Origin of the sequence: Duganella vulcania (genome assembly GCF_009857655.1) — a bacterium.
In the GTDB taxonomy this organism is placed as follows: domain Bacteria; phylum Pseudomonadota; class Gammaproteobacteria; order Burkholderiales; family Burkholderiaceae_D; genus Rugamonas; species Rugamonas vulcania.
This window is the reverse complement of sequence record NZ_WWCX01000010.1, coordinates 1-19,714: the sequence shown is the minus strand read 5'-3', so window position 1 is coordinate 19,714 and position 19,714 is coordinate 1. Positions and strand designations below refer to the sequence as shown.

Here is a 19,714-nt window from a genome sequence, read left to right as displayed (position 1 = left end):
ATGCATATCTCGACCGCTTTATTCGACATCGGCCATGCCGTGAACCGCCAGCCGGCCGTCCCAACGCCCGCCAGGCGGCAGGGCGTGTCCCTCGCGCTGGACGGCGTCAGTAAATCGTTCGGCGCGCGGCCGGTGCTGAGCGATGTGCGGCTGGAACTGCGCGCCGGCGAATTCGTCGCGGTGGTCGGCCGCAGCGGCTGCGGCAAAAGCACGCTGCTGCGCGCCATCGCGGGATTGGACGGCGCCGACGCCGGCAGCGTCGTCATCGGCAACGGCAGCATCGCGGCCAGCGTCCGCATCATGTTCCAGGAGGCGCGGCTGCTGCCGTGGAAATCGGTGCTGGAGAATGTGGCAATCGGCCTGCCGCACGCGCTGAACGCGGCGGCGGCCACGCTGGCCACCGTGGGCCTGGCCGACCGCGCCGACGACTGGCCGGCGGAATTGTCGGGAGGCCAGCGGCAGCGGGTGGCGCTGGCGCGCGCCTTGCTGCACGAGCCGCAGTTGCTGCTGCTGGACGAGCCACTGGGAGCGCTCGACGCGCTGACCCGCATCGAGATGCAGCAGCTGATCGAGGCGCTGTGGCAGACGCGCGGCTTCACCGCCGTGCTGGTCACGCACGATGTGCAGGAGGCGCTTGCCCTGGCCGACCGCGTGGTGCTGATCGAGGAGGGCCGCATCACGCTGGATCTGAAAGTGGATTTGCCGCGTCCGCGCGCACGCGGCAGCGCGCCATTCGCGGCGCTGGAGCAGCGGCTGCTGGGCCGCATCCTGCATCAACCGGGCGCCGTGGCCGCCGCTGCCTGACATGCCCTCCGTGGCCGCATTACTCCGCCGGGTAGTGCGGCCACCGGCCTTATGGCAGATCGTTGTTCGACGCCTGCCGCGTTATCATTCCCACATGAGTCGCCGGATTTATGATCGATTTTATCGATAGTAAGGCGGTAAATTTTTCGTTTTACAACTTTAAATGTGACGAGCATAATCGCTTCACTCGAAGACATGCACCAGGCGCTGGCATAGGTCCGGTCGAGTTCTTAACCCTTGTTCCCACATTCTGGAGTCCTACTAATGAAAAAAATCTTCGCCCTGCTGGTTGCCGCTGGTATCTCGTTGTCCGCCTTTGCCGCGCCGGAAAGCTTCACCTCCGACGCCAACCACACCTTTGCCCGCTTCGAGTACAGCCACTTCGGCTACTCGACCCAGCAAAGCCGCTTCAACAACACGACCGCGAAGATCGTGCTGGACCGCGTCGCCAAGACCGGCTCGGTTGAAGCCGTGATCGATACCAAATCGGTGGACACCGGCTCGAAACTGTTCGACGGCCACATCCAGGGTGAAGACTTCCTGGACACCGCAAAGTTCCCGACCATCACCTACAAGTCGACCAAGTTCAACTTTGACGGCGACAAAGTGGCGTCGATCGACGGCAACCTGACCATCAAGGGCGTGACCAAGCCAGTCAAGCTGACCGTCACCCACATGCAGTGCATGGATCACCCGATGCTGAAGAAACTGGCTTGCGGCGCCAACGCCACCGCCACCATCAAGCGTACCGAATTCAACGCCGGTAAATACGCACCTTACGTCGGCGACGACGTAACCCTGACTTTCGCAGTCGAATCCATCAAGGACTAATCGAACTGAGCCTGGCTCAATTCATTAGCTTCTGATGTGGGCTGGCGCGGTACTGATAACTGGTACCGCGCCGGCCCGTTTATTTTTAGGAGCAGCAGCATGACATTGAACCAGCTCGCGGTCGCGGCCGCACTGGCTTGCGCCGGTGTGGCGCAGGCCGCACCAGACCTCATCATCAGCAACGGCAAGATCGCCACGATGACCAAGGAGGGCGCCTTCGCGCAAGCCCTCGCCATCAAGGACGGCAAGATCCAGGCCGTCGGCAGCAACGCCAAGATCCTGAAACTCAAGGCGGCCGGCACCCAACTGATCGACGCCGGCGGTAAGACCGTCATCCCCGGCCTCAACGACTCCCACCTGCACATCATCCGCGAAGGCTTGAACTACAACGCCGAGCTGCGCTGGGACGGCGTGACCTCGCTGAAGAAGGCGCTGCAAATGCTCAAGGAGCAGGCCGCGCGCACGCCGGACGGCGCCTGGGTCAAGGTGGTCGGCGGCTGGAACGAATTCCAGTTCGAGGAAAAGCGCCTGCCGACGCTGGCTGAAATCAATGAAGCGGTGCCGGACAAGCCGGTGTTTATCCTGTACCTGTACGGCCTGGGCTTCCTGAACCAGAAGGGCATCGCCACGCTGGGCTACAACGCCGACACCAAATTCAAGGACGGCGTGGTCGAGCTGGGTGCGGACGGCAAGCCGACCGGCCTGCTGATCGCCAAGCCGAACGCGATGATCCTGTACACCACGCTGGGCAAGACCAATGTGCTGCCGCGCGCGCAGCAGCTCAACTCGACCCAGCAGTACTACACCGAGCTGAACCGCTTGGGCCTGACCAGCGCCATCGATGCCGGCGGCGGCGGGCAAGCCTATCCGGACGATTACGCGGTCAGCCTGGAGCTGGCCAAGAGCGGCAAGCTGACCGTGCGCACCTCCTACTACCTGTTCGCGCAGAAGCCGGGCAAGGAGCTGGAGGATTATCAGCGCTGGCTGACCATGACCAAGCCCGACCACAACGACCACCTGTTCTACGCCAACGGCTACAACACCGAGGGCGGCGGCGAGAATCTGGTGTGGAGCGCGGCCGACTTCGAAAACTTCCTGGAGCCGCGTCCGAACATGCCGCAGCAGATGGAGAGCGAACTGGAGCCGGTGCTGCGCCTGCTGATCAAGAACCGCTGGCCATTCCGCATCCACGCCACCTATGACGAGAGCATAGACCGCGACCTGGCCGTCATCGAAAAGGTCAACAAGGATACGCCGCTGAACGGCCTGCGCTGGTTCTTCGACCACGCCGAGACCATCAGCGACAAGCAGCTGGCGCGGGTAAAGGCGCTGGGCGGCGGCATTGCGGTGCAGAACCGCATGTACTTCCAGGGCGAGCTGTACTGGAAGCAGTATGGCGAGCAGACCCGCCAGATGCCGCCGATTAAAAAAATGCTGGAGTTGAAGATCCCGGTCGGCCTGGGCACGGACGGCACGCGCGTCAGCAGCTACGCGCCGTGGCCGTCGATCTACTGGGCGGTGACGGGCAAGACGGCGGGCGGCCTGCGCGTGTGGCAGCCCAGGGATGTGCTGAGCCGCTATCAGGCGCTCAAGCTGATGACCCAGGGCAGCGCATGGATGAGCGGCGAGGAAAAGCTCAAGGGCACGCTGGCCGCCGGCCAGTACGCCGACCTGCTGATCCTGCCGCAGGATTATTTCTCGATGGCGGCCGAGCAGATCAAGAACCTGGAGAGCAGCCTGACCATCGTCAACGGCAAGGTGGTGTATGCGGCGCAGGAGTTCAAGCAGTACGCGCCGGCCTCGCCTGAAGTGCAGCCGGACTGGAGCCCCGTGAAGTATTACGGCGGCTACCAGAACAAGTAAGTCACACCAGCTGGAACCAGCCCAGCACCGCACCGCCTGCCAGTATCCACAGCAGGTGGATGCGGGTGCGCCAGATCACCAGGCCGGCAGCCACCGACAGCGTCCACAAGGGCCAGTCGGTGGTCCAGTCGCGGTGGGCGCTGCCCAGTATGATCCCGACCGACACCATCAATCCCACCACCACCGGCGCCATGCCCTGCTTGAAGGCGCGCACGCCCAGCAAGTCCCGGTTCTGATGGCCCCAGCGCGCCGCCAGATAGGTCAGCGTGGTGCTCGGCAGCATAATCCCCACCATCGTCACCAGCACGCCGGCCAGCGCCGCCGCGTAGCTGCCTGCGTTCAGGCCGACGTTCCAGCCCATCAAGGCCACGAACAACACGTTCGGCCCCGGCGCCGCCTGGGCGATGGCGATCGAATCGTTGAACTGGGATTGCGTCAGCCAGTGGTGCTCCTCGACCAGAAAGCGGTGCATTTCGGAGGTGGTGGAGATCGCGCCGCCGATCGACATCAGCGACAGCAACATATAGTGGGCGAACAGGTTGACCCAGTCGGCCAGGCTCAGTACCAGTTGCAGGGGGGCGTCGTTCACGGCTGGCGTCCCTTCATTTTCCGATAGGTGAGGGTGACGCCGATGCTGCCCAGGATGAGCAGGGTATAGGCCAGTGGCAGACGCAGCGCCACCACGAACACCACGCACAGCAGCGCAATGGCGGCGTTCAACCACTGCGGCAGCGGATGCCTGCCGAGCGCGGAAGCGAGCTTGAGGCCGGTGGCGGCGATCATGCCGGCCGAGACCGCCGCCATGCCGCGCAGCGCGCCGGTCACACCGGGATGGTTGGCAAAATGGGAGTGCAGCATGGCCAGTCCCAGGACCAGCAGCAGCGGCAGCGTGAGCATGCCGGCCAGGGCGACCATGCCGCCGCGCAAGCCGTAGTAGCGGCTGCCGATCATCAACGCCAGGTTGACCACATTGGGGCCGGGCATGATCTGGGCAACCGCCCATTCCTCGACGAATTCCTCCTGGGTCAGCCAGCGCTTGCGTTCCACCAGTTCGCGTTGCACCACGGCCAGCACGCCGCCGAATCCCTGCAGCGCCAGGATGGTGAAAGAGACGAATAGATCAAGTAGCGACTTGGGGCGGGGGCGGGGCGGATCGATAGGCATGGCTTATTATCGCGCCGGTATTGCCGCCTGTCCATTAGCCCCGCAGCGGGATGAATATTAATTCAGGATTGATAGGAAGCTGACATTGACTTTGCTTCACTGTCGGCCATACTCCCTTAGCATGACGCAGATCAGAGTCCCCGCCACCAACCTTTGCTAAGGATCATGATGAACGTTTCGCTTTTACAGCAACGCAGTGACGAGCAATGCAGTGCTGCGGTCAATCGCGGCATTCAGGTGCAGTCCAGCTTCAACACGGTCTGCGCGATCGAATACATGAAATCCCATAACGTGGATCCACGGGTGATCGAACGGGTGCTATTACACCCCGAACAGCGCCGAGAAGCCCCACATTGAGGCCGCCGCGCACGCCGGTTTCTGGTTTACTTATACACAAACCATGTTGACAAGATTTTTTTTCAAAACGATTTCTTGTCACAATGCGCTGGCTTCCAAGTCATTGATTTCTAAGGGGTTTGAAATTGCCTCTTGGATGGGCAGTTTGTTGAAAACCGCATAGGTAAAGCCTCCCTGCGGTGTCAAGAGGGTGATATCCACATAGATATCCACAGCGTCTGTGGATATCCTCGAAAGTGCTATAACAATCCGCTACTTACAACGGTTTTTTGAGCGCCTGCAGGACGCTCGCGACAACAATGTAGCGGCGCGGCAACTCGGCGCTGGCCGTCACGGTGGCGCGCAGCCGCACTTCCTGGCCGTCGCGGCGCCAGGCGCTGACCACGTCGGTCCACGCTTCGCCTTCCTTCAGCGCTTGCAGCGCGTCGGTCAGCTGGTCCGGCGGGTAGGGCGGCGCATGCAGCAGGCGCGGGTCCGCGCCCTGCAATTCCTCGCGGCTGTACTGGAACACGGTGCAGAATTTGTCATTGACCGTGACGATCTTGCCACGCTCGTCCAGCGTGACGATCACCGCATGCTGGTCCACCGCCGCCAGCAAAGCCCTGGCCTGGTCCAGCTCCTGTTGCAGCGCCTGCGCTTGCCGGTGCGCCTGCTCCAGCCCGGAATAGGCCCGCAGCGACGAGATCACCGTGGTGAACAGTTTGCGCGTGGTCAGGTCAGTCTTGCACCAGAAATCATTGATGTCGTAGTCGAGGATGATGCTGTGTTCCAGCGCCTGTCCCGGCTGGCCGGTGCGCAGCACGATGCGTACCAGGTTGTTGTGCAGGGTGTCGCGGATGTGGCGGGCCACGTTCAGGCCGGCGTCGCTGGTTTCCATGATCACGTCCAGCAGCACCAGCGCGATGTCGGGCGTGGTGCGCAGCGTGGTCAGCGCTTCCTCGCCGCTGTAGGCATGCAGGAAGCTCAGCCGCCGGCCCTGGAAGCAGACGTTGCTCAATGAGAATTTGGTGACCACATGGACATCGACGTCGTCATCGACGATCAGTACCCGCCAGGGGGCCGGCGCGGTGCCTGGCTTGCCTGCCTGGGGCTGGCTTGCCGGCGGTGCTTCATCCTCTATCATCCAATCGGTGTCGTCGTTCTGGTTCATGCGTCAATCCCGCGAGAGGTCGAAGAAGGGAATTGCGGACCTTCACAGTGACACTATTCCTTGCCAGCACTTTTGTCAAAGGATTCCCCGGCGCGTGCGCGCTATCCCTACTTATGCACAAAAAAATATTTTTCAAGCGTGCTGGAAAGCGATTGGCGTCTGAATCTTCGTCGGCGTAAGTATCTGATTTTATTAGGTAAAAATAATGCCTGTGGATTAAGCATTTTATTAAAACCCGCGCCGTTAAAGGCGTTCTCGGCTGTCAAGTGGCGGTTATTCACAACCTTATCCACAGTTGATGTGGATATCTGTAAAAAGCGCTTTAAGTACGGCGACTTATCGGCGTTTTCTCAGGAATTGGGTCAGACCTGCCGCCGCTGCCGCCAGCGTGTGCAGCTCCAGCAGCGCGGTGGGAAGCGGAAGTGAAAACAGTATTAACTTTATCTTCGTGATAACATTCCGGCCCGTATATGGTTTTCCGGGATTTCGGCATGCATAACAAAGTAATTTTCGCCGCACTGCTACTGTGCTCCAGCCTGAGCCAGGCTTTCGACGGCGCGCCTTCGTTCACCGCCAAGCGGGCCGGCATTGAGCATACCCTCAAGCTCAGTCAATGGAAGGTGGATGGCAAAGGCGTGCCGTCGTTCGACTATGTGTACGAACAGCAGGCCGCCGGTTGCCGTCTCAAGGTGGTGGGGCGTGCGACTGCTGGTTTTGAAGAGAAGGGCGGCAAGGTGGTGCTGGATGTCTTCAATCCCGAGGATGGCAAGGGCAAGGCCCTGCCGCAGATATTGATGTTCTACGACGATACGGTCACGCTGACACTGCCCCTGAAGGGCACGTTGCAACAGGTGTCGTTCGACGACGAGCTGACCGACGCGCAATTGCGCGGCAGCTGCGGCAAGAAATCGGACGCCAAACTGTCCGTCCTGTTTCGGCAATAGGCGGAGTGGCGTAATCAGCCGGTAATCCCGGCCAGCAGCTTGCGCACGGCGCCATGCGCCATGACGATCTCGGTGCCGTCGTGCAGCAGCGTGTTGTACTTGGCACGGAATTCCGCGTCGCCGTTTTCGGACGGGCCGATCAGCGCCTCGATCGCCTGGCGGTAGGCGACGGCTTCGGCCGCCGTGACCGGCTCCGGCTCATCAAGCCGCTCATCCATCTGCGTCATCAGGCCGGACAGCTTTTGCAGCCAGGCGAAATGCGGGTGGTTGGCCACCAGCTGCAAATGCTCCAGCGGACTGCCGACCGCGCCAAAATACTGCGTCTCCACATGAATCAGCTGCTTGTGCAGGTCGCGCAGCACGTGCGCCAGCGCTGTCAATTTGGCGTTGTTGGCCAGTTCGTTGTCCGGTAAAGCCATGAGTTTCTCCTGAGTTAGCTTGAAGCACCAGTGTACCCATCGGCAAGGCGATTGCCTATGCGCTAAAAGTGCAGTGCCGCTGTCTTGCAGTGCGCCTGCTAGGCACTGAGGGCTTTTAGCCGGTCAAGCTCCGCCAGGAAACGCGCGCTGGCGACCGCCGGTTTCCATGGCTCCCAGGCGGTGCCGCCGTAGATCGCCTGCAGTGGGTCGTCGTTCAGCGGCGGCACGGTGATCTTCAGTGTGTGCAGCACCTCCTTCGCCGACCAGCCCACCACATGCACCGCCTCGCTGGCGGCGGCCAGGCGGTCGGCCATCTTGTGGGCCGCATGTTCTTTCGGCGTCCAGCGTTGCAGGCCATAGCGCAGGAACACCGCGCTTTCCAGCCGCACCGTCAGTGCCTTGAAACCCTCGCCGAGGAAGGGCTTGAGCGGCGAGACGCAATCGAAGCCCAGCAAGCCTTCCTCCGCGTCGTGCAGCAGTTCGCGCAGCGCCGCCAGCGGCGGCAGCTCCAGCCCCACCGCGGTGCAGGCCGCTGCGCGCAGATGCATCACCGTCAGCGAATGCTGGGCCACCGACAGCGGCAACGGCCACGCCGAATGCCCACCCCAGCGATAGGTGCGCGCCAGGCCGAGCGCCAGGTCGCTGTCCTCCCAGTCGAACGGCGTGGGATCGAGCAAGTCCAGCCGGCGCTCCGACGGCATGCGCACCCACGCGCGGTCTTCCTGACGATTGCGGCCCATGCGGCTTTCCTGATCTGTGGTTCAGGCTACATCCTACACCCAAGCCAACAATTATTTTTTGGTAAGCAGTGGCGGATTTGCAATACACTGGACGGATCTTGACTTCGTGATGGAATAGCTTATGGCGACCAGGCCTTCATATATCTACCAGGGCGGCTCGGTGATGATGCACTCGCCGCTGCAATTGAAAAACTCCGAGATGTACGGCTTTTTCGTCAAGGGCGACCTGGCCAAGCTCCAGGCCACGCTGGACGACACCCTGAACCAGGTTGCCGGCCAGCGCATGCGCTTCAATGCGATCTCGCCGTATGTGCTGCTGACGTTCACGCGCGTCAACCACGCCGATTCGGCGGTCGCGGTCGACCATGCCAAGGGCTGGATCACGGAGATCGACATCGTCACCTGGATCATGGTCGGCGCCATGGACGACGAGGGCAAGCTGGCCCACATCTACTACTACCCCGCGCACATCTTCGTCGACGACGCGATGGCGCTGATTAACGGCCGTGAGCTGTTCGGCTATCCCAAGTACCTGTGCGAGTACGAGATCCCGGCGGCGGACGCCGAACCGCTGCGCTGCTCGGTCGCGGCCAAGGGCTTCCAGGTGTTTTCGCCCGAGACCAGGATCGCCATGCATCCGCTGCTGGACGTGACGGCGACGCGCAAGACTGGCATCGAGAAGCCCATCGCCAGCGTGCTGGATCTGATCGATCAGGCGATAGAACTGTTCCTGTCCATCCCCGATTTCTTCAACCTGGACGTGGCGGGATGGGACGACATTATTTCGCTGCTGCGCAATCCGCGCATCGACCAGGTCTTCCTCAAGCAGTTCCCGGACAGCGCCGGCCTGAAGGCCGTGTACCAGGCTATCCTGGCGGCGCCGGCCACCATCGACAAGATCCACAGCGGCAAACTGCTGGGCTACGAATACCAATGCGTGCTGCACGCCTTTGACAGCTTCCCGCTCAACGAGACGCTAGGCCTGCAACTGGGGCCGCAAGCGGCCATCCTGCCGTACAAGCTGGATTTCGACTTCACCGCGCAGCCGGGCGAGGAGCTGGTCGACAATTCCTCGATCGCGCCGCAGAAGATCGCCATCCTCGGTGGTGGCGTCGGTTCGATGACGGCGGCCTACTACCTGAGCGACCAGCCGGGCTGGCAAAACAACTACGAGATCACCGTCTACCAGCAGGGCTGGCGCCTGGGCGGCAAGGGCGCCAGTGGACGCAACGCACAATACGGCCAGCGCATCGAGGAACACGGCCTGCACATCTGGTTCGGCTTCTATTCCAACGCGTTCAAGATGATCAAGGCCGCATACGCCAGCCTTGACCGCCCGGCCGGCGCGCCGCTGGCGACCTGGCGCGACGCCTTCAAACAGCACGACTACGTGGCGCTGTCGGAGCAGGTCGGCGACCAGTGGCGCAACTGGTCCATCGTCTTCCCGACGCTGCCGGGCGAGCCGGGCGAGGGCAATGAGCAGATCACGTTATGGCAGCTGGCGGTGGCGATGGTCGGCTGGATCGAACAGTGGATCAAGAGCATGGACAAGCTGACCCGCGAACTGGAACTGCCTCCGCACCCGCCCCACACCGGCCTGCTGCCGGACTGGCTGTATCACTTGGCCGAAGGCGTGACGTCGTCGGCGCATGAGCTGCTGGAGGATATGTCGCTGCTGGGCAGCGCCTTGTACGGCATGGTGGTCAACATGTCGGCCGATGTGGCGCGGCACACGGCGGGCGAGCATCTGGCGCTGGCCGGCGCGCTGGTGGGCGTGCGCCAGCGGCTGCACGCGCGCTACCGCAAGCTGATCGACCAGGCCGACAGCGACACCAACGACGATATCCGCCGCCTGTTCATCTGCGTGGACTTGGGTGTGACGGTGATGAAGGGCGTGTTCGAGGACGGCGTGATCCGCAACGGCTTCGACGTCATCAACGATGTCGATTTCCGCCAGTGGCTGCGCAACCACGGCGGCGACGAGGAGCTGTGCGTGGACTCGGCGCCGGTACGCGGCTTCTACGACCTGGTGTTCGCCTACGAGGGCGGCGACTTCGGCAAGCCGAATATCGAAGCCGGCACGCTGCTGCGGGCGATGGCCCGCATCGGCCTGGCCTACAAGGGCGGCATCATGTTCAAGATGCAGGCGGGGATGGGCGACACGGTGTTCACGCCGATGTACCAGGCCTTGCTGGCGCGCGGCGTCAAGTTCAAGTTCTTCCACAAGGTCGAGGAGCTGGTGCCGGACGGCCGCCAGATCGGCAGCATCCGCATGACGCAGCAGGTGGCGCTGAAGGGCGCGGACTACGATCCGCTGGTGGACGTCAAGGGCCTGGCCTGCTGGCCCAGCACCCCTAACTATGGCCAGATCGATCCGGCGCAGGCCGCGCTGCTGCAGGAGCACGGCGTCAACCTGGAATCGTGGTGGAGCGACTGGGCAAAAATATATCATCAGCAGTTCGACAAGGAGCTGCCGGTGCTGACGCTCAAGCGCGGCGTCGATTTCGACCAGGTGGTGTTCGGCATCTCGATCGCCTCGCTCAAGCCTTTGTGCCCGCAATTGCTGGCGCAAAGCCCGGCGCTCAACACCACGTATGAGCAGGTGCGGACGGTGGCCACGCAGGCCTACCAGGTCTGGCTGGACAAGGACCTGACGCAGATGGGGTGGGACTATCAGCCCGGCGGCCAGCAGCCGGTGCTGAGCGGCTTCGGCGAACCCTATGACACCTGGGCGCCAATGGACCAGTTGCTGTGCCGCGAGGACTGGCCGCCCGCGCTCAATCCGCGCAACGTGTCCTACTTCTGCAGCGCGCTGCCGGTGGAGAGCTATCCGCCAGCGAGCGAGACCGGCTTCCCGGCGCTGATGGCGGCGAAGGCGAAGGAGGGCGCGGTCGAACAGTTGAGCAAGAGGATAGCCTCGCTGTGGTCGGCGGCCGGACCGGCCGGTGCGTTTCCTTGGCAATGGCTGGTGGACGGCAGCGAAGCGACCGGCGTGGCGCGCTTTGACAGCCAGTACTGGCGCGCCAACGTCGATCCGTCGGAGCGCTACGTGATGTCGGTGGTGAACAGCACCAAGTACCGTTTGCAGACCGACCAATCGGGCTTCTCCAACCTGTACCTGGCGGGCGACTGGATCAAGACCGGCTTGAACGCCGGCTGCGTGGAGGCGGCGGTGATGGCCGGCATGCAGGCCTCGCGCGCGATGAGCGGCCACCCGGCCGTCATCGAGGGCGAGACCGACTTTTAGGTCAGCGTTTGCGCGCCAGCGTCAGGCCGTCGCCCAGCGGCAGCAGCGACAGGTCGACGCGCTCGTCGTGGTGCAGCTTGATGTTGAGCGCCTGCAGCGCGGCGGTGTCGTCGCTGTCGGCGCGTTCGGCGACGCGGCCGCTCCACAGCGTGTTGTCGATCACGATCAGGCCTCCCGGACGCACCAGCCGCAGGCAGCGTTCGTAGTAGCCGTCGTAGTTGACCTTGTCCGCGTCGATGAAGGCGAAGTCGTAGTGATTCGCCTCGCCGGCCTGCAGGTGCGCGTCCAGCGTGGCCAGTGCGGGGCCGAGTTGGAGGTCGATCTTGTCGGTCACGCCGGCCTGCGCCCAGAAAGGCTTGCCGATGCGGGTGTACTCGTCGCTGATGTCGCAGGCCAGGATGCGGCCGTCGGCCGGCAGCGCCAGCGCAACCGACAGCGCGCTGTAACCGGTGAACACGCCGATCTCGATGGTGTTGCGGGCGCCGGTCAGCTTGACCAGCATGGCCATGAACTGGCCCTGCTCGGGCGCGATCTGCATGGTGGCGCGCTCATGGCCGCGCGTGGCGTCGCGCAGCGCGGCTTGCGCCGGATGCTCGCGCAGCGAATGCGCCAGCACGTAGTCGTACAGCGGATCGGTGAGGTTGAGTGTGCGGTTGGACATATGGCGTCTCCTGGATGGTTGGAGCGAGTGTAACAGCGTCACCCAGGCTAGCGCACTGCTAGCCGTGCGAAGCTGGCGACGCTGGCGACGGCGGCAAACGTCGCGGCCAGCGCCAGTGCGTAGCGGGTGCCGTGCGAGGCCGAGAGCATGAAGCAATAGGCCACCAGCGCCGCGCCGGTGGCCTGTCCGGTCAGCCGGGCGGTGGCGACGATGCCGCTGGCGCCGCCCGCGCGCTCCGGCGGTGCGCTGCCCATGATCGCTTTCAGGTTGGGCGCCTGGAAGAAGCCGAAGCCGATGCCGCACCAGGCCATGCGCCAGCAGATGTCCAGCACCGACGGCTGCGCCGGCATCAGCAGCAGGGTCACCAGGCCGGAAGACAGCATCACCAAGCCGATGCCGCCCAGCGCGCCGGGCGCGTAGCGGTCGCTCAGGCGGCCTGCGATGGGCGCCATCACCGCCACCAGCGCCGCCCAGGGCGTCATCAGGAAGCCGGTCTCGATCGGCGAGCGGCCCAGCGTGGATTCAAAATAGAACGGCAGCGAGACGAAGGCCATGCTTTGCGCGGCGAAGGTGCAGGCGGCCGTCAGCGCGGACAATGCGAACAGCGGCCGGCGGAACAGGTCGACCGGCAGCATTGGCGCCGTGTGGCCGTGCTGGCGCCGTAGCAGCAGCGCGAAGAACACCAGCGTGGCGGCGGCTTCCGGCAGCAGCCTGCGCCAGCTTGCCTGGTGGGCGGCGTCGCCGAAGGTGAGGATCAGCATACCGAAGGCGAAGGCGTTGTAGACCGCCGTCGTGAGGTCGATCTTGTGCGCGGCGCGCGGCGTATGCGGCAGCGCGCGCCGGCCAAGCAGGATGGCGAACAGCCCCAAAGGCACGTTGACCGCGAACAGCCATGGCCAGGATGCCGCCGCCAGGATCAGCGACGCCACCGTCGGCCCGACCGCAAACGAAATGCCGACCACCAGCGAGTTGTAGCCATAGCCGCGCCCCAGCAGCTTGGCGGGGAAGATCGCCCGCAGCATGGCGGTGTTCACGCTCATCAAGGCCGCGCCACCGACGCCCTGCAGCAGCCGCGCGGCGACCAGCGAGGGCAGCGACCAGGCCAGCGCGCAGGCCAGCGAGGACGCGGTGAACAGCGCGAGCCCGAACAGGCACACGCGCCGGTAGCCGGCCACTTCGCCCTGCGCGGCGAATGGCAGCAAGGTGGCGACCATGGCCAACTGGTAGACGTTGACGATCCAGACCGAGGCGGCCGGCGTTGCGTGCAGCTGGGCGGCCATCGCGGGCAGGGCGGTGTTGGCGATGGCCGTGTCCAGCGAGGCCATGCTGACGCCAATGGCGACCGACAGCATGGCCCAGCGCCGCGCATCGGGCGGCAGGCCGTCGCGCGCGGCCAGGGTGGCGTCGGCGCTGAACGTAGCGGACATGAACGATTCCTGTGGATGAGATGATGGAGCCCGTCATTGTGGCGCAAAACGCCGGCAATTGCAGCCACCTGGCCGGCGGCACGGGATCAGATGGTCGATGCGGGCTGCGAGATATCGACGTCGTCGCTGGCGGCGCGGCGCAGATCGTTGCAGGCCTGGTCCAGCGTGGCCGCCACGCCAGGCAGGCGCTGGGTCACTTCATCCAGGTCGCCGGCGGCTGCCGCCGCCTCCATTTCGTGGCACAGCGTGTGCAGGTGGGTCGAGCTCAGATAACCAGCGCTGCCCTTGAGCGCATGGATCGCCGCCGCCGCGGCGTGGGCGTTACCGGCCGCCACGGCGGCGCGCGCCGTGTCCAGACGGCGCGGCGCCTCGTCCAGGAAGGCCTGGGTGATGCGCTGCATGTGCGAGTGCGACAGCCCGGCCAGCGGCATGATCTGCACCGTGGACGGATCGATGCGCTTCTCGACGGCGGGCGCCACGCCGAACTGCTCGTCCAGCGATTCGGCGCGCGAGGCCGCGAGCCGCGCCGCATCGGTGGGGCGCAGCGGCCGGCCGCGGCTCAGGTGCTGGGCGATGGTCTTTTCGATCTGGTCGTACAGCAGGCGCTCGTCGACCGGCTTGCTGAGGAAGCCGTCCATGCCGACCGCCAGGTAGCGCGCGCGGTCATGGTCGCTGGCGTTCGCGGTCAGCGCGATGATCGGGATGCCGGGATCGAGCACGCGGTAGTCCTCGCTGCCGCCACTGCGGATCAGGCGCGCTGCCTGTTCGCCGTCCATCATCGGCATGCGGCCATCCATCAGCACCAGGTCGTAGGCGGCGGTACTCAGCGCGTGCAGTGCCTGCAAGCCGTTTTCCACCACGCGGATGTCGTGCCCCATGTTCTCCAGCAGCGTGCTGACGATGATCTGGTTGGTGCGCACGTCCTCGGCGCACAGCACGCGCAGGCGGTAGGCGTGGTGCTCCTTGCGCGGGAGGCTGGAAGGATCGATCTCCGGCACGGCGCCCAAGGCCAGCGGCAGCGTGAAGCTGAAGGTGGAACCGACGCCGACGCGGCTCTCGGCGGCGATGGAGCCGCCCATCAGTTCGACCAGCTCCTTGCAGATCGCCAGACCGAGGCCGGTGCCGCCGTAGCGGCGCGTGGTCGAGTGGTCGGCCTGCTCGAACTTCTGGAACAGGCGGGGCAGGGTCTCGGCCGGGATGCCGGGGCCGGTGTCGCTGATGTCGAAGCTGACGCTGGTGCGGCCGTCAACCGTCATCAAGGCCGAGGCGTCCAGCCGCACTTCGCCGCGGTCGGTGAACTTGATGGCGTTGCCCAGCAGGTTAAGCAGGATCTGGCGCAGGCGGGTCGGATCGCCGCGCACGTAGCGCGGCATGTCCAGCGCCAGGTCGCAGCGCAGCAGCAGGCTCTTGGCGTCGGCCTGGCCTTGCAGGATGCCGATGGCGTCGTCCACCAGCGCGATCAGGTCGAAGTCCACCGTCTCGATGGACAGGCGGCCGGCGTCGATCTTGGAGAAGTCCAGAATATCGTTGAGGATGGCCAGCAGCGATTCGCTGTTCTGCAGGCCGATGCGCAGGTATTCCTCGGTGCGGCCGCGCACCGACTGGTCGCGCATGGCGAACTTGATCATGCCGATCACGCCGGCCAGCGGCGTGCGGATGTCGTGGCTCATCGCCGACAGGAAGTCGATGCGGTGGCGGCTGACCACTTCGGCGTGTTCCTTGGCCTCGGTCAGCTGGGCGGTGCGCTCCTGCACGCGCTGCTCCAGCGTGTTGCGCAGCAGGCGGATCTGGTCGGCCAGCGCGAAGGCCAGCAGCACGCCGTCCAGCGTGCCGCCCAGCAGCGTGAACAGCTGGGCGTTGGGGACTATGGCCGGGATCAGGCCGACATTGGCCGGCAGGATGAGCAGCCCAGGCACCATCAGCGCCACGAAGCCCAGCACGAAGAAGCGCGCCGGATAATAGCCGCGCCGCCAGACCACGATGCCGGTGGTGAGCGCCATCGTCATCCAGATCGAGATGACGATGGTGGCGATGGTGTGCGCGTAGCTCAGGTAGAAGAAGCAGCTCGGCAGCGTCAGCAGCGGCAGCACGATATTGATGCGGCTGAGTTTGTACAGCAGCGGCGAGTGGTCCTGCAGCCGCAGGAAGTTGGTGTAGAACATGGTGCTGAGCACAGGCAGCAGGAAGAAGGGCACGTAATGCCACTGCAGGTTGTGCCAGCCGAACAGGTCCGCCGTCATGTGGAAGGTCATGCCCCAGGCGACGGCATAGCACAGCACGTACAGCGAGTAGTACAGCGAGGAGTTGTCGCGGGTGATCGAATAGATGAAGAAGTTGAACACCGTGAGCGCCAGCAGCGCGCCGATGGAGCCGATGATGAGCACGTTCTCGCGCGCCACCAGCTGCTGGTAGGCCGTGCGCGGCAGCACGGACATCACCGGCGTGCGCGCATAGTAGGGGCTGGCGAAGCGGATCAGCACCTGGTAGCGCTGGCCGGGTTGCAGGTCGACGTCTTTACCATAGTGCAGCAGATAGGAATGGGGCTGGCGGTAGCCGGTCAGCATCTGGCGTGCGCTGCCGTCGGGGCCGAACACCTGGATGTCGACCATGTCGATCAGCGTGTCGTTGGGATCGATGACCCAGGCGGGCTGGTGGCTGTCATTGCGCAGCTCGGCATACAGCCAGTAGCTGCCGCCCAGCAGATCGACCTTGGACGCGGGCTTGAGCCGCGCCAGCAGCTTGGGCAGGCCGGCGGCGTCGACCGGGAAGGGCTGGCCCTCGTCCAGGTAGAGCTTGCCTGTCGTCATTAGATCGATACTTGCGGTATTCACGCTGATGGCGGCCGGCAAAGTCTCGGCGGACGCCGCGGCGGCGGGCGGCAACTGCCACCATGCCAGCATCGCCAGCAGCACGACCCAAAAGCCACGCGTCAGACCGTAAGACATCTTGCAAGCTTTACTCATTAGTGTTCCGAAGGCCGCCGGTCTCGATAAGGTGGGTTTTTTCCATTTTAAACGAGAACTTATTGTTTTATCCAAAAATTGACTTAAGGCATGTAACGATACTTGGCGCGTGCCGGACGAGGCGGGTAAGATGGCGCCTTTGCACCACAGGAACGCGACCGTGCTTATCTCCCCAGAACAATTCATCGGCTTTCTCAGCGCCGCCTTGCTGATCACGATATCGCCGGGCCCGGATAATTTGATGGTGCTCAGCGTCGGCATGTCGCGCGGAAGGCGGCAGGGCATGATGTTCGGCCTGGGCTGCGCGCTGGGCTGCCTGAGCCATACGCTGCTGGCGACGCTGGGCGTGAGCGCCCTGATCAAGGCGTCGCCGCTGGCGTTCGGCGCGCTCAAGCTGCTGGGTGGCGGCTACCTGATCTGGCTGGGCATCGGCGCGCTGCGCAGTCGTGGCGGCGCGCGTGTCGAGGGCGCAGGCGTGCCGGACGAGAGTTTGGGCAAGCTGTTTGTCAAGGGCTTGTTTGCCAACGCCGTCAATCCCAAGGTGGTGCTGTTCTTCCTGTCGTTCCTGCCGCAGTTCGTGGTGGCCGAGCGGGGCGACGCCAGCTGGCAGACCGCGCAGCTGGGCTTGTTGTTCACGGCGCAGGGCGTGGTCCTGTTCGGCTTGCTGGGGTATTTCTCCGGCGCGGTGGGCGCGTGGATCAACCGCCATCCGGGCGCGGGCACGTGGATGGACCGTGTGGCTGGCACGATTTTCGTCGGCTTGGGGCTGAAACTGATCGTGTCCCGCTGAAAGAGTAAAAAAAGTATGTTCGCAGCGCCGTATGTCATCAGGGCGTAATGTTGCGCTGCAATACTGGCTTTGCTCTTTCAAGTCTCTCCCGATTTGAAAACCTTTCGCCCGCGCCTCTTTGTGCCGCGGGCTTTTTTTTGCCTCTCGCGGCGGCAATTGCACTTGCAACTTTTTCATGTCATTATCAGGACATTAAGTTTGGAGTGGTAATCGTGAGTGAAATAGTTGTTTTGAAGATTATGGATAGTGTGTACGTGCATTTGAATGGGGCGAAGCTGGCTTCGACAAATGAGGTTGCCGAGGCTCTCGGAAAAATCTACGCCGACCATCCAGATGCGACTGTTTCGATCGAAGCAGACACATCCTCACATTACGAGGCTATCGGCAAGGCGATTTACGGCAGCCACCGTGTCGGTTTTGTGGGCGAACGGGTGCGCATCCTTGTCGATGGGAAGCTTCTGGAAACCTGACTCTGCGGAGGACTACTACCCGTGAAAGAATTTAGATTTAATATTTTCGGCGCCCTTATCGCCATCACCGGCTCACAAGGGAGCTGGAGGGCTTTTTATCTTGGGGCCGATGGGAAGCGCAGGCCAGCAGACTTCATAGTGCCAAGTGACGTCGCCGAAGATGATCTGTGTGAGTATCTGGCGGATTTATATCATGAGAATGCGACGCCCCGAAACTGCGACGCGGTGCGGTTGAGGTGAGGCGGCCTCTTGCCATTAGCTGGATGCGACGCGGCCGTAACCGGCCAAGAGCTGCCAGAGACATTTTCAATGATTTTAAAAACCTCAGAAGTACAGAAATTGCTCCTATGAGACAAACCCCAAGAGACGTTCTTCCAATAAACCATATTCGTCGTGCGTCGTGCATCGCCATGTTTCTTACTTCGCTAGTGCCGGGGTTTTCTTTTGGCGCTGATGAATGCGACAAGAGCTTTCCAGACCATATGTCTGAGGTCCAATGTATAAATCAGTTGAACAAAAAACTTGATGATGAATTGAATATTGCATATAAGGCTGCCCTTGTGGTGCGCCCAGAAAAAGACCAATGGGATATCAGAAAAAACAGCGAACAGCTTCGTAAGTCTCAGCGGGCTTGGCTGAAATTTAAAGAAGAAAACTGCGCACTAATTGGTGGACTTGAAGGCGGAAGTAATCTTTCGGTTTCTGAGTTTGATTCTCGATGTCTGCAAGAAGAGACCATTGCACGCACTAAATTTTTGCGGCGTATCGCCAATGGCGAATTCGGCGGATAACGGCCACAACCCGCCGTTTGATTTGTGAAACCCTGCATCAACTTTTTTATGGCAAACTTTTTCTCAAAATTTTTCAAAAGCCGACCCGCTACTTCTCCCTCCATAGCCGACACGTGGGCGGCTTTTGAGCTTTGGCTTGGCGAGCACTGGCCCGATGGATTAAAAGACCTGTGTCCACCCGCCACAGATGATGAACTAAAGAATTTGGAGGCGATACTCGGCGTTAGTTTACCGCCCGATTTTGTGGATTTTTTGAAGATGCACAATGGCCAAAAAGGCAGTGCCGGCGGGCTTTTTGATAACTCAGAGTTTCTCTCAACTACTGCGATAATCGAACAATGGATGGTATGGAAGGACTTGCTCGACTCGGGCGACTTTGAAGGAATCAAGTCAGAACCCCAAGCCGGTGTTAGAGACGACTGGTGGAATGCAAAATGGATTCCGTTTACCCATAACGGAGGTGGCGATCACTACTGTCTGGACCTTGCACCGGGCCTCGCCGGCACGGAAGGACAGATCATTACAATGTGGCATGACATGGGCACCAGGTCGGTTGAAGCACGTACTTTCAAACTTTGGTTTACACAATATGTCGATGCAGTCATAGCAGGTAACTATGTCTACTCTGAAGACTTTGGTGGACTCATTGACGTGGATTACGCCTAACAGTTGCGGACAGATTAGCATTGACGAGAAGGTTTGAAATGCAGCGAAAATTCATTTTACTAGCCATCTTCTGTACTTGGCTTCTTGGCGTGCTTATTTATGGCTGTGTAGATATCTACAGTACGATGGAAGAGTTAAGATTGAACCCCGCCCCAGACCTCTATGCAAACAGCATCAGATTTCAAATAATCGTTTTCGCTGTAAGCAAGGGCATGGCATCCTTGTTGCTCTTGGGAGTTGGGCTGGTGGCGGGCTTTTCCTGGCGTGCCAGTACCAAATAGGCCAGTTGACTGCACGCGGCTGCGGATTCAATCTGTCATCGCAACACATCTTTCAAATTGCTGAGCCGGCGTTTGGAAGTGCAGCGTCTTCCTGGGACGTTCGTTCAGCCTTCTGGCCACCTCATCGAGACTGTCCTGCGAGTAGG

The 19,714-nt window shown here is 62.3% G+C and carries 21 protein-coding genes; 12 read left to right on the top strand and 9 right to left on the bottom strand.

Features of this window, described 5'->3' with window-relative positions:
• From GTP90_RS09125 to GTP90_RS09115, 3 genes are all read left to right on the top strand, one after another.
• The gene (locus GTP90_RS09125; RefSeq protein WP_161083206.1) at window positions 1–804 is read left to right on the top strand and encodes an ATP-binding cassette domain-containing protein; all 804 of its coding nucleotides are present in this window, start codon (window positions 1–3) and stop codon (window positions 802–804) included.
• Window positions 805–1,068: 264 nt separating this feature from the next.
• Entirely contained in the window at window positions 1,069–1,635 is a 567-nt protein-coding gene (locus GTP90_RS09120) for a YceI family protein (protein WP_161083205.1), read from the top strand.
• A 99-nt stretch (window positions 1,636–1,734) separates the two neighbouring features.
• A complete protein-coding gene (locus tag GTP90_RS09115) occupies window positions 1,735–3,498 on the top strand; it encodes an amidohydrolase (protein WP_161083204.1) in 1,764 nt (587 codons plus the stop codon).
• Window position 3,499: 1 nt separating this feature from the next.
• Here GTP90_RS09115 and GTP90_RS09110 read toward each other — a convergent pair whose 3' ends face one another.
• A complete protein-coding gene (locus GTP90_RS09110) occupies window positions 3,500–4,087 on the bottom strand; it encodes a chromate transporter (protein WP_161083203.1) in 588 nt (195 codons plus the stop codon).
• The gene (locus tag GTP90_RS09105) at window positions 4,084–4,662 is read right to left on the bottom strand and encodes a chromate transporter (RefSeq protein WP_161083202.1); all 579 of its coding nucleotides are present in this window, start codon (window positions 4,660–4,662) and stop codon (window positions 4,084–4,086) included. Before GTP90_RS09105 ends, GTP90_RS09110 begins: the two co-directional genes overlap by 4 nt.
• Window positions 4,663–4,827: 165 nt before the next feature.
• Between GTP90_RS09105 and GTP90_RS09100 the strand changes: the two genes are divergently transcribed.
• A complete protein-coding gene (locus GTP90_RS09100; protein ID WP_254451787.1) occupies window positions 4,828–5,019 on the top strand; it encodes a hypothetical protein in 192 nt (63 codons plus the stop codon).
• Between the two features lie 78 nt (window positions 5,020–5,097).
• Here the strand turns inward: GTP90_RS09100 and GTP90_RS37300 are convergent, their stop codons facing one another.
• Complete coding sequence (locus GTP90_RS37300; protein ID WP_256369096.1) at window positions 5,098–5,220, bottom strand: hypothetical protein; 123 nt, start codon at window positions 5,218–5,220, stop codon at window positions 5,098–5,100.
• Window positions 5,221–5,275: 55 nt separating this feature from the next.
• A complete protein-coding gene (locus GTP90_RS09095) occupies window positions 5,276–6,169 on the bottom strand; it encodes a PAS domain S-box protein (protein ID WP_161083201.1) in 894 nt (297 codons plus the stop codon).
• 60 nt (window positions 6,170–6,229) lie between these two features.
• Between GTP90_RS09095 and GTP90_RS09090 the strand changes: the two genes are divergently transcribed.
• Together GTP90_RS09090 and GTP90_RS09085 are read left to right on the top strand one after the other, a co-directional pair.
• Window positions 6,230–6,595 (top strand): hypothetical protein, encoded by a 366-nt coding sequence (locus GTP90_RS09090; protein WP_161083200.1) that lies wholly within the window; start codon window positions 6,230–6,232, stop codon window positions 6,593–6,595.
• Between the two features lie 65 nt (window positions 6,596–6,660).
• Window positions 6,661–7,113 (top strand): hypothetical protein, encoded by a 453-nt coding sequence (locus GTP90_RS09085; RefSeq protein ID WP_161083199.1) that lies wholly within the window; start codon window positions 6,661–6,663, stop codon window positions 7,111–7,113.
• 14 nt (window positions 7,114–7,127) lie between these two features.
• On the opposite strand, the gene GTP90_RS09080 is transcribed toward GTP90_RS09085, so the two are convergent.
• Window positions 7,128–7,532 (bottom strand): hypothetical protein, encoded by a 405-nt coding sequence (locus GTP90_RS09080; RefSeq protein ID WP_161083198.1) that lies wholly within the window; start codon window positions 7,530–7,532, stop codon window positions 7,128–7,130.
• 98 nt (window positions 7,533–7,630) lie between these two features.
• The gene (locus GTP90_RS09075; protein WP_161083197.1) at window positions 7,631–8,272 is read right to left on the bottom strand and encodes a phosphohydrolase; all 642 of its coding nucleotides are present in this window, start codon (window positions 8,270–8,272) and stop codon (window positions 7,631–7,633) included.
• A 121-nt stretch (window positions 8,273–8,393) separates the two neighbouring features.
• On the opposite strand from GTP90_RS09075, the gene GTP90_RS09070 reads away from it, so the two are divergent.
• Window positions 8,394–11,519: an NAD(P)-binding protein gene (locus GTP90_RS09070; RefSeq protein ID WP_161083196.1), complete on the top strand. Its 3,126-nt coding sequence runs from the start codon at window positions 8,394–8,396 to the stop codon at window positions 11,517–11,519.
• A 1-nt stretch (window position 11,520) separates the two neighbouring features.
• Here GTP90_RS09070 and GTP90_RS09065 read toward each other — a convergent pair whose 3' ends face one another.
• The 3 genes from GTP90_RS09065 to GTP90_RS09055 form a co-directional block, all read right to left on the bottom strand.
• The gene (locus tag GTP90_RS09065) at window positions 11,521–12,180 is read right to left on the bottom strand and encodes a class I SAM-dependent methyltransferase (protein WP_161083195.1); all 660 of its coding nucleotides are present in this window, start codon (window positions 12,178–12,180) and stop codon (window positions 11,521–11,523) included.
• 47 nt (window positions 12,181–12,227) lie between these two features.
• Window positions 12,228–13,607, bottom strand: coding sequence for an MFS transporter (locus tag GTP90_RS09060; protein WP_161083194.1), 1,380 nt, complete (start codon window positions 13,605–13,607; stop codon window positions 12,228–12,230).
• Between the two features lie 86 nt (window positions 13,608–13,693).
• Complete coding sequence (locus GTP90_RS09055) at window positions 13,694–16,570, bottom strand: hybrid sensor histidine kinase/response regulator (protein WP_254451786.1); 2,877 nt, start codon at window positions 16,568–16,570, stop codon at window positions 13,694–13,696.
• A gap of 160 nt (window positions 16,571–16,730) precedes the next feature.
• Between GTP90_RS09055 and GTP90_RS09050 the strand changes: the two genes are divergently transcribed.
• From GTP90_RS09050 to GTP90_RS09035, 5 genes are all read left to right on the top strand, one after another.
• Entirely contained in the window at window positions 16,731–17,360 is a 630-nt protein-coding gene (locus GTP90_RS09050; protein WP_161083193.1) for a LysE family translocator, read from the top strand.
• 47 nt (window positions 17,361–17,407) lie between these two features.
• Window positions 17,408–17,830: an ExbD/TolR family protein gene (locus tag GTP90_RS09045; protein WP_161083192.1), complete on the top strand. Its 423-nt coding sequence runs from the start codon at window positions 17,408–17,410 to the stop codon at window positions 17,828–17,830.
• Between the two features lie 21 nt (window positions 17,831–17,851).
• On the top strand, window positions 17,852–18,070 hold the full coding sequence (locus GTP90_RS37725; protein ID WP_443093306.1) for a DUF7661 family protein: 219 nt from the start codon (window positions 17,852–17,854) through the stop codon (window positions 18,068–18,070).
• Window positions 18,071–18,177: 107 nt separating this feature from the next.
• The gene (locus tag GTP90_RS09040; RefSeq protein ID WP_161083191.1) at window positions 18,178–18,621 is read left to right on the top strand and encodes a lysozyme inhibitor LprI family protein; all 444 of its coding nucleotides are present in this window, start codon (window positions 18,178–18,180) and stop codon (window positions 18,619–18,621) included.
• 48 nt (window positions 18,622–18,669) lie between these two features.
• A complete protein-coding gene (locus GTP90_RS09035) occupies window positions 18,670–19,287 on the top strand; it encodes an SMI1/KNR4 family protein (RefSeq protein WP_175048029.1) in 618 nt (205 codons plus the stop codon).
• Window positions 19,288–19,714: the final 427 nt, after the last annotated feature.